Genomic DNA, 17,512 nt, shown 5'->3' on the forward strand with positions numbered 1-17,512 from the left:
GTGACACCTCCTTTAGCTCGCTGGCTGTTTCCGCTCGAGTACCGTTTTAATAAACACTTGCCCTATCACAATAATGATCAGCGCTATGCCTGCGAGGGCTGCGGCACGGACAGTATCACCATCTTCATTCAGTGTGTATATGGCAACCCCCAGTGTTCTGGTTGCAGGGGAATATAACATAACAGATACCGTTAGCTCACGAAGGGAGGGCAGAAATATCAAAAAGAATGCCGATATCATGCCGGGTTTTGCAAGCGGCAGGACGATGTCTAAAAGTGCCCTGCCCATGGTTGCACCGGAAGCCCTGGCCGCTTCTATGAGCGAATCGTGGATCTGAGACAATGCGGCAGAATTGGACTTAAGAGAAAATGCCATATACCGAGCAATATATGCAACTAATATGATCCATACTGTATTATAAATATTGATTCCGAATTTACCGCTCCACGTAAGTATGACACCCAGCGCAATAACAGAACCTGGCACTGAAAACGGCAGCATACCGAGAAACTGCAGAATCCATTTGCCTCTCACTTTCATTTTTACCAATACATAGGATATGATGACGCCTGCAAACATGGTAATAACAGCTGCACTGAAACCAAGGACAACGCTGTTGAATATAGAATCTTTGGTCATTTCCCATTCAAAAAGTACATATTTGTAATTGTCCAGGCTTAAATTCTCCGCTGTGAACGGTAGACCATAGGTTTTAAGTCCACCCACAAGAAATATGATTACTGTGGGAAGCACGATTGTAATTAATATGTATATCACACATAGGACAAAGAGCGGCCAGCGCAGCCCTCTCAGCTTCATCTCAACCGGGCGGAAGCTTTTGCCCGAAATGATTTGATATTTACCTCCTGAGACCACTTTATTTTGCAGCCAAAGGATAAATGCTGCCACAATAATAAGTATGGAAGCGAGAATGGTACCCGTGCGAATGGAATCAAAGCTTCCAGCGCTGGCATTAATTTTCTCATAGATAAGCGTAGGAATGTTATAAATGCCATTGCGGACGCCCAGTACGGCCACTGTTCCAAAATGAGCCATGGAATACAGCATGATAAGCAACGCTCCTGATATTACACTGGGAAGCACCAGAGGTAGTGTGATTTTTCGGGTGATCGTAAACAGCCCTGCACCTGAAATACGGGCGGATTCCTCCAGGGTCGGATCCATTCTCTCTAAAGCACCGGATACCTGTATAAAAACAAATGGAAACAGATACATTGTTTCTACCAGCATCATTCCCAGGAAGGAATATACATTAAAAACCGGACCGTCAAAACCAAGTACATTCATAAAGAAACGATTTACATAACCGGAACGGGGATTTAGCAGCATTTTCCACGCCAAAGCCCCTATAAAAGACGGAAACATAAAAGGCACTAAAAACATCAGCTTCATATATTTCTTAAGCGGTAAATCCGTCCTTGTTACCAACCAAGCAAAAAAGGTACCTACAATTGTGGAAAAAAATGTTGTACCGCTTGCTATAATAAGTGAATTGGACAGAGCCCGATACGTTTGCGGATCAGATAATATGGTTTTAATATCTTTTATATTAAAACCATCCGTTCCAAACAGGGCAGTCACCAAGATAAGGAGTACGGGGAAAGCGACAAAAATCACTAATATTGCAATTGATAAAGCAAGAATCAGCGTAGTAACAGAAAACCGGCCTTTCCTTGCAGCGGCAGATTGTTGGTTCATACCTTATACCCCTTCCCCTTTCTCTGCGCCAAACAGATTGGCACCGTACAGATGAATCACACATTCATCTCCTTCCTGCAATAGCAGACTCTTCTCAGATGCCTCATAAGCGTTCATTTGCGCACGAATGGTGTGTCCGCCTATCTCTATCAGATAATCCAAGTCTGCGCCAAGGAAGCTGGACCTTAAGACCTTCCCCCTTGTTCCTTCCCCAAAACGTGAAATACTCACGTCTGTAGGGCGAAAGGCGGCATAACAATCTTTCGAATCCGGAACACCGGAAGCCTCCATATAAATCCTTTCATTACCGCAGAAATAGTCTTCCCCATCCCTTCTGACCGGAAGGAAACTTGACACCCCCAGAAATTCAAACACGTAATCATTTACCGGATGCTCAAACACTTCTGCAGGCTTGCCAACTTGTATAACGGCACCTTCTTTATCCATGATAGCGATCCTGTCAGAGATCGCCATGGCGATCTCCTGATCATGAGTAACATAAAATATAGTGATGCCAAATTTCTTTTGCAGATCTTTTATCTCAAAGCGCATTTCTTCCCGCAAATTGGCATCAAGATTATTTAAGGGCTCATCTAAGAGCAACAGGGACGAATCGGCAACCAGTGCTCTGCCAAGAGCAACTCTCTGCTGCTGTCCTCCTGACAATTGAGATGGCAGTCTCTTCTCGAGGCCATTTAAATTCACGGTATCCACAATATGCATAACCTTTCTGTCTATTTCCGCCTTACTTTCTTTCTTGATTTTCAGCGGATAGGCAATGTTATCAAATACTGTCATATGCGGCCATACGGCATATTCCTGGAATACCACGCCCAAATCCCTTTGATCCGGCGAAATGAGCGTACCGCTTTCACCATCAGCCACAAGGCGGTCACCAATATAAATCTTCCCTTTATCAGGAGCCTCAAAGCCAGCTATCATGCGCATAAGCACACTTTTTCCGCAGCCCGACGGCCCCAGAAGTGTGAAACACTCTCCATCATTGATTGTCAGGTTTAAATCACGGTGAATCTGATGTTTCTCATACGCCTTGAAAATATTTTGAAGTCTAATAGAAGCCAACCTTTCTCACATCCTTTCCAATGAATGACAGAATCAATTTCCCTGCATGATCTTTAAGAATGCATCCACCCTTGCTTCTTTCTCAATCATCATCTTCTGATAATCTACCTTAATTCCCCGCTTCAATGCTTCATCAGCCGGAGGAATATTATATTTCTCCGGTACTTTAACTGTAGACAACACAGGCAGCGTTCCATTTTCTGCTATGATTGCCTGTGCATCTTCGGTAATCATATAATCAACGAATCGTTTGGCCGCATCAGGTTTCTTGGTATCCTTGAAGATGGCTATGGGGCTTGGAATAACCAGCATTTCCTCTGGATACGCCATAGCAAGCGTCGCCCCGCTGTTTACTTTATCAAATGTAATGTAATCCACGGCCAGACAGCCATATATTTCACCGGAAGCCGTGTCATCTACCACCTGACCGGACCCCTGCCCCACCAAAGCTCCATTGGAGCGCAGATCTTTAAAAATTTTATCGGTAAATTGTGATTCAAGCATCGCCACACTTACATATGAAGTGCCGGATTGAGATGGATTTGCAATGGCAAAGGCATCCTTAAAATCAGGCCCGCACAGATCCGACCATGCTTTGGGAGGATTTTTGACAAAGGAAGTGTTATAAGCGATTCCAAGAGTCCCCAACCGCGCCGGTATAAAGTAATCCTCAGTATCTTCTAACGGATTGAGTACCTGATCTGCTCCGGCCGGCTTATACTGCATGAGAATTCCTTCCTGCTTCATGCTGAAGAAATCCGGCACCTCACTTGTCCATATTACATCTGCCATAATCTGGCCGCTCTCCCGCTCGGTAGCAATTTTAGCCATAAGCTTCCCTGCTCCTGCAGACTGGTAATCCGTGGAAATATCCGGATTTTTTACCATAAAATCCTTGACTAACTGGGATATCATGGATTCTTTGAGCGACGTATAGATAATTAGCTTGCCACCTGAATCAGTAGAAATCGCCTCTTTTTCTACCGCCCCATCCAGACTTCCGCCTGTGGTTGGATCTAAAACCTGCTTTTTCTGACAGGCGGTCATTCCCAGACACATGATACCTGTCAAAAACATAACTAACATTCTCTTTCTCATAAACTACCTCCTCACCTTTTTTTGAAAGTTACCAGATGTTTATATGCTAACATATTTATCAAAAAATGGTACCGATTATCTCGTTTATTTGGCAAATATCACGTACAATTAAAAGGAGTATTTTATTGAGACCTATCGCAGACCAATTCTGCTGCAGTAAGGGAGAGCGCCGCCACCAGCGAAGAGTTCTCTAGCCAGGCTCTGATTTCAATCAGCCTTATGGGGCAGATTAAGTTTTAATAATAAAAAGCCGCTTCATAATAAATGATTCATGACTAATAAATAATCATCATTTATTATGAAGCGGCATTAATTGTATATTTTTATTCCACCAGCTCAATTTCCGGTCAACGCTTTCCACAGATTCCAGATTTTCTTTTACAGGACAGCTGCAAATGCATAGACTATTATGGCAACCGCATCAAAGCCTACCTTTTTACTGGTTACAGCTATCAAGTATTTTCATGGTTCTTCCTGTTGAATTAGGAAATGAACCTTCGCATACATTCATAGTAATAAACGGATCACTGTGTCCGACAATTGCATTAACCTCAAGAATACTGATTCCCTCTCTCGCTTCGTTTATTAAAGATTCTAAATAGAAAAAGCCGTAGAACCTTAAAATTCTACGGCAGGTCAAAAGGATTAATATTCTCTTCTAAAGGGTCACTTTTTACATACACTTCTCTTTAATACTTTTTTCGCTTGATCACTTTTAGTCTAGAAAATTCCTCCCTGTCTTTTTCCTCCAGGGAATTAGTGATGCTTTTTGTCAATGATTCATAACGTGGAATGGTGATATTATTTAAGGCATTGGCCCGTTTCTGGGTCCTTTTGATGCTGTTTGCCAGACGGTAGGCCGAATTCTCTACCATAGAAAGCTTTACCGTCAGCTTCTTCACCTTCTCAAACTGGCAGCGGGCCTCATCTAAGGATTCCCTGGTGTTGTAATACGCATAAGTCAGGTTTAAAAGCATTTCATCATGCTTGACCAGGGGAATCTCCGTTCCCATGATGCTCCTGGTCTTGACTCGAACCGAATTATCCACAGGGACTGCCATGGCTATATCCTGCACGTAGTTGATTCCCAGCTCTATGTTGGCCTTTTGCAGGGACTTGTAAGCGGAAGTGAAGGTGACATCGATTTCCGACTGGATGCCTTTTGCTTCATCGATCAGGCTCATCAATTCCTTGATGAGGATGTTCCGTTTTTTATCCATCAGTTCATAGCCCTGTCTGGCTAAAGCCAGGGAGCTTTTCGCAAGGATTAAATTCCCCTTGGTGGGAAATGTATTGGGATTCATGGATATCCCTCCTATTCTTCCGATCCGTCAAGGGTGGCAGGCTTGTAATACTGGTCTAATACCTTGGTGTCGATACGGTCCAGCTCGGCTCTTGGAAGAAGCCCTAAAAGCTCCCAGCCGATGCTCAGGGTTTCGATGATATTCCGGTTGGCATGATTTCCCTGCCCAACAAACCGGCCTTCAAATTCCTTGCCGAATACCAGATACATTTTATCAATAGGGGATAGTTCATCTTCTCCGATGACCGATGCCAGAGCTCTGGCATCTCCTACCTTGGCATAACAGGAGAATAGCTGGTTTGCCAGGCCCTGATGGTCAGCTCTTGTAAAGCCTTCACCAATTCCGTCCTTCATCAGACGGCTTAAGGAAGGAAGCACGTTAATAGGAGGATAAACGGACTGGCCGTACAAACTGCGGTCCAGAACGATCTGCCCTTCTGTAATATATCCCGTAAGGTCAGGGATGGGGTGGGTGATGTCATCGTTTGGCATGGTCAGTATGGGAATCTGGGTCACGGAGCCATGCCGCCCCTTTACGATGCCGGCCCGCTCATAAAGGGAGGCCAGCTCGCTGTATAAATATCCGGGATAGCCTTTTCTGGAAGGAATCTCCCCCTTTGAGGAGGAAACCTCACGGAGAGCCTCCGCATAGGCTGTCATATCGGTCAAAATAACCAGTATGTGCATTCCCTTTTCAAAAGCAAGGTATTCCGCCAGTGTAAGCGCCACCTTTGGTGTGATCAGACGTTCCACCACAGGGTCGTTTGCCAGGTTGATGAACATGGCCACGTGGTCGGAAACGCCGCTTTCCTCAAAGGTACGGCGGAAGAAGTCGGCCACATCGTATTTTACACCCATGGCAGCAAATACCACAGCAAATTTTTCGCTGGAAAGGGCGTCATCTCCCAGGGAGGCCTGCTGTACGATCTGGGCTGCCAGTTCGTCATGAGGAAGGCCGTTTCCGGAGAAGATGGGGAGCTTTTGGCCCCGGATCAGAGTCATCAGCCCGTCGATGGCTGAGATTCCGGTACGGATATAATCTCTTGGGTATTCTCTGGTAACAGGATTTAAGGGTTTTCCGTTAATGTCCAGCCAGATATCGGAGTTGATGTCTCCAAGCCCGTCAATAGGCTCTCCGATGCCATTAAAGGTACGTCCCAGCATGTCTTCGGACACCGCAAGCTCCATAGGGTGTCCGGTGAGGCGGGTGTGAACATTTCTTAAGGCAAGCCCATCGGTTCCTTCAAACACCTGGATGATCGCCTTATCCTCGTAAACCTCAATGATACGTCCCAGCTTCTTTGTCTTTTTTTCTACGGTCATTTCCACGATTTCGTCGAAAGCAGCATTCTGGACGCCTTCTAAAACAACTAATGGACCGTTGATTGCACTAAGTCCTAAATATTCGATTGCCATAGCCTGCCTCCTCCCTATGCATTGCGTTCGATGACGGAATCATAGAAGGCATCTACCTGCTTTTTATAGTCATCAAACATATCAAGTCTGTCGTTAGGTACATCATATTTAATGGAAATGATCTTATCAAAGATCGGATCCTCTTTTAATACGGACATAGGCATTCCCATGGAAACAAGGGAACGGGATTTCTTGTATAAATAAAGAATTAGATCCATCATTTTAAACTGTTTTTCCATTGGGACACAGGTATCGTCCTTATGGAATGCGTTCTGCTGTAAAAATCCGATCCTGATCACCTTTGATATTTCCAGTATAAGCTTCTGGTCATCGGGAAGCATGTCTCCGCCGATCAGCTTTACGATCTCCATCAGGCTGCTTTCCTGGGTCAGCAGGAAGACCAGACGGTTTCTGTAGTCCACGAACTTCTTATCCACGTTTTCCACGTACCAGGGCGCCAGATCAGTCAGATATTCAGAATAACTGCTGAGCCAGTGAATGGCCGGGAAGTGGCGTTCGTTTGCAAGGTTTCTGTCCAGGCCCCAGAAGCAGCGGACAAAACGCTTGGTGTTCTGGGTTACCGGCTCGGAGAAGTCGCCTCCCTGAGGGGATACGGCACCGATGATGGTAACTGAGCCTTCGGTTCCGTTCATGTTCTGAATCATCCCGGCTCTTTCATAGAAGGCCGATAAACGGGAGGCCAAATAAGCTGGGAAACCTTCTTCCGCGGGCATCTCTTCCAGACGCCCGGACAACTCTCTTAAGGCCTCGGCCCACCTAGAGGTGGAGTCCGCCATGATTGCCACATGATATCCCATATCCCGGTAGTATTCCGCCAGGGTAAGGCCGGAGTAAAGGCTGGCTTCACGGGCGGCCACGGGCATGTTTGAAGTATTGGCAATCAGTGTGGTCCGGTCCATCAGAGGATTTCCAGAACGGGGGTCAACGAGCTCAGAGAACTCCTCAAGCACCTGGGTCATCTCGTTGCCACGTTCCCCGCAGCCAATATAAATGATAATATCCGCATCAGACCACTTGGCGATCTGGTGCTGGGTCATGGTTTTTCCTGTACCAAAACCGCCGGGTATACAAGCGGTACCTCCCTTAGCAAGAGGAAACAGGGTATCAATGATCCTCTGCCCGGTGATAAGAGGCTTTCCGGCCGGATATCTCTTTAATATAGGCCTTGGTACACGGATGGGCCACTTCTGGGTCATGGTAATTTTCTTTTCGGACCCGTCTAAAAGCTGGAGGGTCAGCAGGGGATCGGATATGGTATAGGAACCGTCCTCCACCACGTCAAGAACATAGCCTTCCATATCAGGGGGTATCATAACCTTATGGACGATTGCCGGGGTTTCAGGAACCTCGGCAATAATGGTACCTGGTAACAGATGATCCCCTTTTTTTACTGTTATGTGGGTCTTCCAGAGCTTCTCGCCGTCAAGGGCATCCACATGAATTCCCCGGTCAATATATGCCCCTCCGGTCTTTGCGATCTCGCTTAAAGGGCGCTCAATTCCATCAAAGATGTTGTTTAAAATGCCTGGGGCCAGTGTGACGGATACGGGGAAGCCGGAGGAAGTGACCGTCCCTCCCGGTTTTAAGCCGCTGGTTTCCTCATATACCTGGACAATGGTGCGGCGGTCTGTAAGGCCGATGACCTCACCGACTAAGTGGTCTTCGCCTACATAGACCATTTCATTCATTCGGAATCCGGAATCACCCTTTAAATAAATGACAGGGCCGTTAATGCCGGAAATGGTGCCTGTATTAGTCATTAGCCGTACCTCCCATCAGATCCTTTACATCAAAGCGGAAGTCGCGTTTTGCCTCCGCCAGCTTGGTTTGAAATGAATTGTCGATTAAAATGTGCCTGGAAGGGATAACAGCCCGTGTTCCTCCCAGAAAGGAGTATTCGCTCACCTGGATGTCAGAGCCGCCTGAAATTGCCAGTTCATTGATCTTCTCTTCATCTGCAGGATCGATGTAAATGGTGATGAATTCCTTTCCTGCCAGGGCCTTGGCTTCCCGTATCTGCTTTTCCAAAAGCTTTGTATATTCGGGGGATCCCATAAATGTGGCCAGTTTATCCCGAAGCTCCGAAAACAGCTTATCTTTCAGCTCATCCTGTTTTTTTCCAAAAACCCGTTTCATGCCGATCTGTTCCAGGGAAAGCTTTTTGTTGATTTCCCGCTCGATTCGTTCGCTTTCCAAAGCTACCTGGTGTGCAGCCCTTCGTTTCGCATCTTCCTGATGCTCTAAAAAGGTCTGCTCCAAGGCAGCTGTATATTCATCAAGCATCTTTGCACTGCGGGTTCTGGCATCTTCCATGCAAAATTCCAGGAAATGCTGTAATTTTTCCTCAGTCGTCAAGATGACCACCTCTTTCTTATAGTTTTAATCCGATGGCTTCATTAACGTAATCTGTGATAAAGTTCGGCTTGCGGCCGGTACCATGGCGGTCAGGGATTTCTATGATCAATGGAAGCTTGCGGTTTAACTTCACATCATTGATGATGTCCGGAAACTCTTTTCCGAACTTTTCCGTCAGGAGAATGATCCCAATCTCCTTATCGGCCAGGACTTTATCCAGTTCACGTTTCAGTTCAGCCTTTTCATGAACGACAGCGCCCTCAACTCCGGCTAATCTCATGCCGGTCCAAGTGTCCACGTTGTCGCTGATCAAATACATTTTCATGGATTAGAGCTTACCTAAGATCATGAAAGAAATGATCAAGCCATACAGACAAACGCCTTCGGCAAGCCCTACGAAGATCAGTGATTTACCAAGTATGGAACCATCCTCGCTGATGGCACCGAGAGCAGCGCTGGCAGCAGCGGAAACGGCAATACCGCCGCCGATGCAGGCAAGACCTGTGGAAAGGGCAGCTGCTAAGTAACCCATTCCGGCAATGCTTCCAGTGCCGGCAGCGGCGCTTTCCGCAGCAGCAGCCTGGCCGTTAAACATGAATACACTGGATACGATTAAGGTTCCGAAAAATAAAAGGGTGTTGATACCAAGAGCAGTTTTATAGCGGCCCTTTGTTTTTGCGCCCATGGCAAAGGCTCCGAAGGGCAGGGCGATACTTAAGGTTAATGCAATTGCTAATGTAATTTTTACTAAGGTTGACATAATATTACCTCCGTTTTGGTTTTTAAATTTTCTTCCCGTATGGTTTAAATGCACGGCCGGTTCCACGATAGAAACGGCTGAATAATTCGTAATATTCCAGACGCAGAACCTGGATTCCAACGATCAGGCCTTCCATGCCGCAGACAAATAAGTTGCCAAGAATAACAACCAGCCAGTTCGGGTTTCCTGCTTCCACACCGGACAGCATAAGGACAACCTCCATCATGGCCGCGTGGCTGACAGCAAAAGCCCCTACACGGACAAAGGAAAGGGTGTTGGAAAAATAGCTTAAAAGCACTTCAAACAGTTCAAAGAAACCCTGAACCACAAACATGCCCTTTTCCTTTGGCATGATCTGCGTTTTCTTTTCCACCAGGTTGGTGAGAGGTTCCTTAAAGAACATGACGATCAGCGGGAGGCCAAACATGATAACAAGGAGTACGGCAGCCGGAATGGGATTATTTGTCATGTATAGGACGATGGTGAGCACAAGGCTTGCATAGAAGACAAGTCCTGCCACACCGTTTGTGTCAAACAGGGTCTTTTCCGGTTCATGAAAGCGGATGCTGTTTATGATGTTGAGAACCATGGTCAACAGGATAATTCCCATACCAAGAGAAACCGCAACGATAAATACGGTATTCAGTTTCCCTATAAAGGGCAGGTTTGTCATGTGCTCCATGGGGCGGAGCCAGACCGCACTAATAATATCTTCAAATCCGAAAACACTACCGAACAGGAATCCGAATATGGTTGAAAAAAAGCCACAGCAGGATATAATCGCCGCCAGATTTATTTTTTTCAGCCGGTAGAGGAGGAGTCCTCCAAACAGAAGGCATATTCCCTGCCCCACATCCCCGAACATAAAACCAAAGAGGAAGGAATAGGTGAGGCCGATCAATATGGTGGGATCGATCTCTTTGTATGCCGGCAGGCCGTACATCTGAATGAACATCTCAAAGGGTTTAAAAAGTCTGGGGTTTTGCAGCTTGGTAGGCGGCAGGCTCATAATTTTGTTGTGGTCATCCTCTATGATACAGAAAGTCTTTTCATCATCAGAGATTTCTTTCTGGAAGGCAGCTGCATCCCGGTTGCTCATCCAGCCGCAAAGGATATAAAAGGTATTTACTTTCTGTTTGGTGCATGCGGCCAGTTTTCTTACGTTAAAATTGGTAGAAAAAGTTTCCAGACTGTTTAGTGCTGCCACTAACTCCTCCTGCCTTGCAGCCAGAAGTCCGGACATCTGGTTTCGGATGCCGTCAATATCAGACTGAAGAGCATTTATCTTATCTTCCAATGCATAAATGGCATCTAACGGCGTACCTTCGTACTCATCTGCTATAAAGTAACGTTCAAAACGCATGGAGGCATAAATGGCGTCAATCTGATTTGAAATGGTTTCCGGCACAAAATAAACCAGCCAGACATATTCGTCATCCTCCCGGCATTTATAGAGGACGGTATCAATAGTATCATATACATAGCTCACAAATTTGTTGTAATACTCATGAGAAATACGCCCAAAACGGAATTTAATGTACTTAAACTGAAGGATGGAGCTTAACTCATAGTTTAGTCCGGTAAATGGCAGGATTCGTTCCAGGGATTGCCGGAAAGAATTTTGTTCGGATATAAGGGCCTCTTCCTTTGCTGTAAGCTCCTTTACCTGGTCCCCGATCTCACTGACAATTTTGTCTGCCCGCTGGATTGGAATCTTTTTCCGGTTGCCTGGCTGAATACCCGGAGGGAGTAATTCCGCCAGCTCCATGGCACGCTGGTAAGCGTCTTTGTATGGATTTGTTTCAATATAAGGCCTTAAGTCTTTCACCGTTTTTAATTCCGACAGGGCATTTTCCAAATGGATTTCATATTTGGATAAATAAGTGTCGATGACCCGGTCAATATCTTCCTTGGGCCCGGTGATACTTAAGAATTTCATCTTTTCTATCACAAAAAGCAACCCCCTTTACATTTTTACTACATAGGAGATGATTTCATCCGGGCTTACGCGGTAACGGATGCTCTCTATGAGGGTGATAATCTTTTGAATTTCTTCCTCCTTAAAATAAAGATAGGAATTCAGTGTGGCAATGGAATACGGATTCTGCCGGCTGGAGGAACGGTATATTTTATCCAGTACTTCCAGTGTAATGTGTTCCAAGTCCGGCATGTCTGCGGCTTCCAGATCTGATTTCCGTCCATAAAAGGTATTCTTTAGTACAGAATAGAACTCTTCCAGTGTAGCTGTTTCTGCCAGTTTATTAATCTGCTCCTTATTCAAATGATAATTGAAGGGGATAAGAAGGGTATAAATATCGGCAGGCTGCAGATGATAATATTTTTTAGATCGGTAAATCCATTGGATATTAAGTAAATCCAGCTTGCAGCCAAAGCAGCGTTTGAGAAGATCCTGTTCCTTCCTTGTAAGATGTTTTCCCATGACCTTCCTAATGGTCCTAAAGTACAGAAGATCTAAGTGGACCTCATAATCAAACAAGGTAGGCTGTTCCCTGTCGTCTAAGTAGGCCAGCAGGTCATAATAAACCGAACCTTCTAAGTTAGTTATAAACTCTTGTAAGTCCATGGAAGATGACAGCTTGATTAAATCCAGCCGGGAATGCTTCTCAAAAAAGTCCTGGAATACAGAGAGATCGATATCTAATCGGTTCTTACCCATAGCATTGCGGAAGCATTTCTTCAGGATATCGATTTCAAAGTGCATAAAATACAGGTCAAGGAACTTGCGTTGGGTTAAATTGGCGAACCGGTAGAGCTTTGCATAATCCTGGTACAGAGAAAGGATCAGACGCTGTTCAATGGCCCCCCGGTGGAGCACTACACCCTCCAGGTTAGCAAACAGTCCTTCATAGGCCGGAAGACGTCTTAAATATTCCTCTGCATCAGAAACGGTTTCAAGGGCAGCCATTTCCCGGAACTGACTGTCGGTGATCAGATGGCTCTCCATGGCTCTTACCTTGGTTGTAATGCCGCTGTAGGATAGTAAGTCTCCCATTGGATCACTCCTTTACCATAGTCTGAAATAACTTCTCAACGTAACGGTTATGATTTTTCTCATAATGGGTTTCCAGTGCGTTTTGAATTCTCAAAGAACCGTTCTTCTGCTTTTCCAGTTGGTTGCTCATTTCGATTTCCAGGTCTGTACACAGTTTTTCAATTTCACTGTTGATCTGTGCTTCTAAATCAGTATCAAATGCGGAAGTTCGTCTCACCATTTTTTTGGAAAAATCCTTTTTGCGTTCCTTGGCGTTATCCATAATGGAAGTTGCTGCCGATTCGATATCAGAAATCTTTTCAATCACTTTGTCCATATGGTACTCTCCTTTTTTGAATAATCGTTAATAAGATGACTTATTCTATCATTACTTATTTTTTTGAAACTTAGAAATATTAGCTTAAGCTACCATGAAATAATTTAAGTATTAATTAATGGAGTTATCTATTGTTAGTTGATGGAAAAACAATAATTGTTATTTCCACCTGCATAGTTAACACTCTATTTGGAATTCAGCTAGTAAATTCCGAACATAAAATATTCACAACTCCAGCTTATTCCTCCTTCCTCTAATATTGGCTGTTTTATTCATATATGTTCTTATTCTAATTCAATATAGAATAAATTACCAGTTTTATTTTACCACTTGGCAAAAATAAGTCAAGAGAAAAAAAAAATCATAACAATTTGTTAACTTTATTAATTTTCGCAAAATAACTACACTACTCTACAAATAAATCAAGTATAAATAATATCCTGCTCGGCTGGCCAATCATGCCGAATCTGGCTAGAATATCAGGCAAGGCACTAGAAAGCACGAACGTGCGCCCGCTGGGCGCACGTTAAAAAGAGCAAAGTATTTAATTTACAGCTTTGCTCTTTTTACTATTACTAAAAACTAGTATTCTTACCCCCAAAGGATGACATGGCGGCACTGCACTTAAATTTTAATATATTTCATAATAGGATTCACAATTTATTAATATTAGAATAACGCCTAAGAAAAAATGTTCACCATTTTAAAATAAACGATTAAATAGCAACGGAAAAATAAAAACTTCAAATTTTTCAAGTTTTAGAGAGTTGGTATCACTTTAATAGTGTCCGGATATTCAATTACCCGCTATACCTTATGTTCCGTAGTATAAAATATCGTTTACTTGACGTAAATAATGATATAGATTATTGGTGTTAAACCCTTAGCCGATGCAATATAACTCATTTTAGTTTCTCAGTAACCATTTTAGAAATAGATCTGAGGTTTCTTTTTTAAATGCCTGCAAAATAGCCTTTTCTACAAGAAATTATTCTTCGACAGGCAATTTAACATAACGATTCGTTTGCCATCTAATTCTTACAAAATATAAACCAACTCCCACCGGTAACCAAAATACCGTATATAATAAACTTTCCTTTATATAAGGAAGTAAAACAGACAAGTCTGCTCCTTTTAGATTTAAATATTTCAAGGGAAGAACCGCATGAATAAAAGGCCATAAGCTTTTTACAAGACGTTTAGCACCTGCAGGTATCATATATGCCGGCCACGTGATTAAACAAGTCAAGGCAGTAATTAAATTTATCATTCCAAGGAACATTGTAAAATAAATGGGCGTATCAATAAAAGATGCAAAGAAAAAACCCATAGCTGTCAAATTAACAAGGAAGAGCAACATAAGTACGGCATACATAAGAATGCTTCCTCGAAGCTGCATACCAAAAAATTTTCCTGCAGCACACAGCCCGATAAAGCCGGAGATAATCAGAATGCCTATCAGCATCAGTATACGAGTAATTAAATCTTGTATCTGTTGCCGTTTTTCATTGATTTTCTTGGAAAAAGTACAAAATTTTTTTCTTTCCTCAATGAGTACAGGGACTAAAAAGTCCGCTAAAAATATCATTTGAACCGTTAGAGGAATAATCAAATATCCCAAAAAACTGAGGTACCCCAACTGTGAATCATAAAGAACCCGTTCCTCAAAAGAGAAAGATTTGATAGCCTGCTTCGCAGAATATGGCAACATTTTATTTCCTTGTAAAATGCCAACCTGTAGCTGAGAGCTGATCGTGCTCAGTACAGTACTGCAATATCCGGAAAGATTTGCGCTTACAATATTATTGGTTCCATCTATGATAAACGAAACACCTGGGGACTTTTTTTCTAATATATCCTGATGAAATCCCTTAGGTATTACAATCCCTCCATTAACAGTTCTTACCTTGATTGCGTCTGCTAGCTGTTCTTCTGAATCTGTATAATATTTCACATTAATTCCTGGATGAGTATCCAACTGCTGTACTATTTTTCTTGACAAAGAACTATTGTCATGATCAACCACTCCAAATGGAATATTCAATATAAAAACTTTACTGTAAACAAACGCTAGAAACATAATCGAAAAGATTGGTAATATGGTAAACTGAATTGCATATTTTTTATCCATGCGAAGCAGTTTCAATGTTTTCATACACGTACCTCCTCTATAGGTTGATGGTATTCACTAATGCGTTTTATTGTTATAATGCACCATATAACTGCCCACATAGCTCCAACAAACATTAACAACCATAATAAATTTGGCAAAATATCAATTAAAGTTCTTTCCATTAGAAAAAGATCCCTGAGTGGAATTGCACAAAATGCAATTGGTATAAATTTTGATATAGTGGTAAAAATATCCGGCATACCCAGCAACGGATAAGTATACCCTGATAAAACAAAAGTAACCATAATTGGGCTCATCATTTTTGTCGCTACGGTAAATTTATCTTTGACTATCAAATTCGACAGAATTCCCAGAGCACTCATTCCTGTACAGAATAAAAAAACAAGCAAAATTGCAGCTAAACTCGATCCGCGATAAGGTAAATCAAAAAAATTAACCTGAATTAGAAGAGAGAGAAAAATCGAAACAGAACCTATACCCGCGCAGATTAAATTTTGCATGAACAATTGTAAACAATTTCTGTTCTTCGGAACTAGAACTCCAAGACAGAAAATTCCAAATTGTGCAATACTTACCAGGGCACCCACAATTATAAATTCAGTCATGCTTTTAGTAGGGTTTCCTAATAACCGGGTGGTAATTTGTATAGGCATCGCATTATTTAAAGCAGTGTCTGGCATTATTCCCAGTTTTCCCTCCTGCAGGCTCATCAAATAACCAGCTCTCACAGTTCCCAATACTTCGGCTATTTTCAATTTAATGGTGCCAACAGCCGACATTTGAGAACCATCGTAAATCAACATAATCTTAGGTGCTCTTCCTCCAACGACCTCTTCAGAAAATTTATTTGGAATAATTATACCAGCAACTGTCATTCCATTTTCCAAAGAATTCTTTACATCATCATCGCTTTTCCTGTATTCCACCACCCGAAAAAGAGGGTTAGTACTTATTTGCTTTACCAACTCTTTACTTAGTGAAGAATTATCATGATCCACAATAACAATAGGGATATGATTAAGTTGCTTTTCGATATAAACCCTTCCGAGTAATGCGCTGCTGGCTGAAGGAATAATAAGAACCAATAGAATTGGAATCAAGATACTTTTATGTATTAACATCTTATAATAAATATCAAGAAATATTTTTTTCATCTTTTTCCTATCACTTTCCAAAATCAACAAATGCGGTCATTCCTGCATGTAGTGGCTGGGTAAAGTCTACCAGTTCCACCTTTACTCCATAAGACAAAATATCAAATCCTCCATTATCGTTGGTAGCTCTTTTGATTGCAAAATCAGCATTTTTATTGATTCTAACTACCTTTCCCTTAAAAGTCTGGTCTTTGTAGGCAGCAAGGGTAATAGAAACCTCCTGATTCATTTCCACTTTGGAAAGATCAGTCTCATTTACATTGCAAAGTATCCATGGGTAACTGGTATCAGTTATAACAGCCAATGGCATTCCTGTTGAAACCAACTCACCGACTTCGGCATTTAATTGTGTAACTACGCCATCTCCAGGTGCAGTAATAGTAGCATAACCCAGATTTATCATCACAGCTTCAAGTCCGGCTTTTGCTTGTCTAACTTGACCATCTGCAGCCTGTATGGCTGCAGATGCCTGATCAGCCTGGGCCTGGGCAGCTTTTATCTCCTCCGGCCTGCTGCCATTTTTAGCCATACTATATTTATCTTTTGACAAAGAAAGCTGGGTTGATGCACTATCTAAATCAGACTGTGCAACTGCCCCATCATCGTATAACAGCTTAACCCTGTCATAGGTCTTTTGTGTCAGTTCATAAGCTGCCTTAGCTTGACTGATTTCCTCGGATCTGGCACCGTTATTAAGTCCCTCCAGCTTTGCATCTGCCGCTTTCTTGGCTGCCTGGGCAACCTCAACTTGAGCGCTAGCACTGTCAATCTGAGCTTCAATCTGGGCCTTTTGAGCATACAGGGCATCACTGTCCATCGATATCAGCACCTGCCCTTTCTTAACCATGTCTCCTTCTTTTACTGCTATCTCTTTGATTTTTCCCGGTAACATGGAGTTAATATTGGTATCAGCCATTTCAACACTTGACTGCACTATTAAATGATCTGACCCCTTACGAATTAACTGATTTCCAGTTATTTTAGCTCCTCCGCTGCAAATCACCGTTATACCCGCGGCTACAATCGTTACTATCAATATTTTTTTGGGGATTCTCATAATATGCCTCCATATTCTTTAATTTTAACCATTTTTCATCCCATTAGAAACAATGTTGAAATTTAGTATTTACATAAATTACT

At 42.9% G+C, this 17,512-nt stretch carries 15 protein-coding genes; all 15 read right to left on the minus strand.

What is annotated here, in order from left to right:
- Positions 1-12: 12 nt before the first annotated feature.
- The 15 genes from BMX69_RS19215 to BMX69_RS19285 all read right to left on the minus strand — a co-directional run bounded on the left by BMX69_RS19215 (position 13) and on the right by BMX69_RS19285 (position 17,429).
- The gene (locus tag BMX69_RS19215) at positions 13-1,719 is read right to left on the minus strand and encodes an ABC transporter permease (RefSeq protein ID WP_054792046.1); all 1,707 of its coding nucleotides are present in this window, start codon (positions 1,717-1,719) and stop codon (positions 13-15) included.
- 3 nt (positions 1,720-1,722) lie between these two features.
- Positions 1,723-2,802, minus strand: a complete 1,080-nt coding sequence (locus tag BMX69_RS19220; protein WP_100043251.1) for an ABC transporter ATP-binding protein — start codon at positions 2,800-2,802, stop codon at positions 1,723-1,725.
- 33 nt (positions 2,803-2,835) lie between these two features.
- Entirely contained in the window at positions 2,836-3,900 is a 1,065-nt protein-coding gene (locus BMX69_RS19225; RefSeq protein ID WP_100043252.1) for an ABC transporter substrate-binding protein, read from the minus strand.
- A gap of 689 nt (positions 3,901-4,589) precedes the next feature.
- Positions 4,590-5,204 carry a V-type ATP synthase subunit D gene (locus BMX69_RS19230; protein WP_100043253.1) on the minus strand — a complete coding sequence of 205 codons (615 nt, stop codon included), beginning with the start codon at positions 5,202-5,204 and terminating at the stop codon, positions 4,590-4,592.
- An 11-nt stretch (positions 5,205-5,215) separates the two neighbouring features.
- Complete coding sequence (locus BMX69_RS19235) at positions 5,216-6,619, minus strand: V-type ATP synthase subunit B (RefSeq protein ID WP_100043254.1); 1,404 nt, start codon at positions 6,617-6,619, stop codon at positions 5,216-5,218.
- Positions 6,620-6,633: 14 nt separating this feature from the next.
- Positions 6,634-8,400, minus strand: coding sequence for a V-type ATP synthase subunit A (locus BMX69_RS19240; protein ID WP_100043255.1), 1,767 nt, complete (start codon positions 8,398-8,400; stop codon positions 6,634-6,636).
- On the minus strand, positions 8,393-8,995 hold the full coding sequence (locus BMX69_RS19245) for a V-type ATP synthase subunit E (protein ID WP_100043256.1): 603 nt from the start codon (positions 8,993-8,995) through the stop codon (positions 8,393-8,395). Before BMX69_RS19245 ends, BMX69_RS19240 begins: the two co-directional genes overlap by 8 nt.
- 16 nt (positions 8,996-9,011) lie before the next feature.
- Positions 9,012-9,320, minus strand: a complete 309-nt coding sequence (locus BMX69_RS19250) for a V-type ATP synthase subunit F (RefSeq protein WP_025230563.1) — start codon at positions 9,318-9,320, stop codon at positions 9,012-9,014.
- 3 nt (positions 9,321-9,323) lie between these two features.
- Positions 9,324-9,755 (minus strand): ATP synthase subunit C, encoded by a 432-nt coding sequence (locus BMX69_RS19255; RefSeq protein ID WP_054792185.1) that lies wholly within the window; start codon positions 9,753-9,755, stop codon positions 9,324-9,326.
- A gap of 22 nt (positions 9,756-9,777) precedes the next feature.
- Complete coding sequence (locus tag BMX69_RS19260; protein ID WP_100043257.1) at positions 9,778-11,706, minus strand: V-type ATP synthase subunit I; 1,929 nt, start codon at positions 11,704-11,706, stop codon at positions 9,778-9,780.
- A gap of 15 nt (positions 11,707-11,721) precedes the next feature.
- On the minus strand, positions 11,722-12,768 hold the full coding sequence (locus tag BMX69_RS19265; protein ID WP_100043258.1) for a V0D/AC39 family V-type ATPase subunit: 1,047 nt from the start codon (positions 12,766-12,768) through the stop codon (positions 11,722-11,724).
- Positions 12,769-12,772: 4 nt separating this feature from the next.
- Complete coding sequence (locus tag BMX69_RS19270) at positions 12,773-13,084, minus strand: hypothetical protein (protein ID WP_054792139.1); 312 nt, start codon at positions 13,082-13,084, stop codon at positions 12,773-12,775.
- A gap of 988 nt (positions 13,085-14,072) precedes the next feature.
- Positions 14,073-15,239, minus strand: a complete 1,167-nt coding sequence (locus tag BMX69_RS19275) for an ABC transporter permease (RefSeq protein ID WP_100043259.1) — start codon at positions 15,237-15,239, stop codon at positions 14,073-14,075.
- Positions 15,236-16,372 carry an ABC transporter permease gene (locus BMX69_RS19280; RefSeq protein ID WP_166433212.1) on the minus strand — a complete coding sequence of 379 codons (1,137 nt, stop codon included), beginning with the start codon at positions 16,370-16,372 and terminating at the stop codon, positions 15,236-15,238. Before BMX69_RS19280 ends, BMX69_RS19275 begins: the two co-directional genes overlap by 4 nt.
- 10 nt (positions 16,373-16,382) lie before the next feature.
- Positions 16,383-17,429 (minus strand): HlyD family secretion protein, encoded by a 1,047-nt coding sequence (locus tag BMX69_RS19285; protein ID WP_054792134.1) that lies wholly within the window; start codon positions 17,427-17,429, stop codon positions 16,383-16,385.
- Between the last annotated feature and the right edge of the window lie 83 nt (positions 17,430-17,512).

This window comes from Lacrimispora sphenoides JCM 1415, from assembly GCF_900105615.1.
Classification (GTDB): Bacteria; Bacillota; Clostridia; order Lachnospirales; family Lachnospiraceae; genus Lacrimispora; species Lacrimispora sphenoides.

Bases quoted from the DNA above. Each gene is read 5' to 3' on its own strand.
- BMX69_RS19215 (WP_054792046.1), bottom strand. From the start codon at position 1,719: ATGAACCAACAATCTGCCGCTGCAAGGAAAGGCCGGTTTTCTGTTACT.
- BMX69_RS19225 (WP_100043252.1), bottom strand. From the start codon at position 3,900: ATGAGAAAGAGAATGTTAGTTATGTTTTTGACAGGTATCATGTGTCTG.
- BMX69_RS19230 (WP_100043253.1), bottom strand. From the start codon at position 5,204: ATGAATCCCAATACATTTCCCACCAAGGGGAATTTAATCCTTGCGAAA.
- BMX69_RS19235 (WP_100043254.1), bottom strand. From the start codon at position 6,619: ATGGCAATCGAATATTTAGGACTTAGTGCAATCAACGGTCCATTAGTT.
- BMX69_RS19240 (WP_100043255.1), bottom strand. From the start codon at position 8,400: ATGACTAATACAGGCACCATTTCCGGCATTAACGGCCCTGTCATTTAT.
- BMX69_RS19250 (WP_025230563.1), bottom strand. From the start codon at position 9,320: ATGAAAATGTATTTGATCAGCGACAACGTGGACACTTGGACCGGCATG.
- BMX69_RS19255 (WP_054792185.1), bottom strand. From the start codon at position 9,755: ATGTCAACCTTAGTAAAAATTACATTAGCAATTGCATTAACCTTAAGT.
- BMX69_RS19265 (WP_100043258.1), bottom strand. From the start codon at position 12,768: ATGGGAGACTTACTATCCTACAGCGGCATTACAACCAAGGTAAGAGCC.
- BMX69_RS19270 (WP_054792139.1), bottom strand. From the start codon at position 13,084: ATGGACAAAGTGATTGAAAAGATTTCTGATATCGAATCGGCAGCAACT.
- BMX69_RS19275 (WP_100043259.1), bottom strand. From the start codon at position 15,239: ATGAAAACATTGAAACTGCTTCGCATGGATAAAAAATATGCAATTCAG.
- BMX69_RS19280 (WP_166433212.1), bottom strand. From the start codon at position 16,372: ATGAAAAAAATATTTCTTGATATTTATTATAAGATGTTAATACATAAA.
- BMX69_RS19285 (WP_054792134.1), bottom strand. From the start codon at position 17,429: ATGAGAATCCCCAAAAAAATATTGATAGTAACGATTGTAGCCGCGGGT.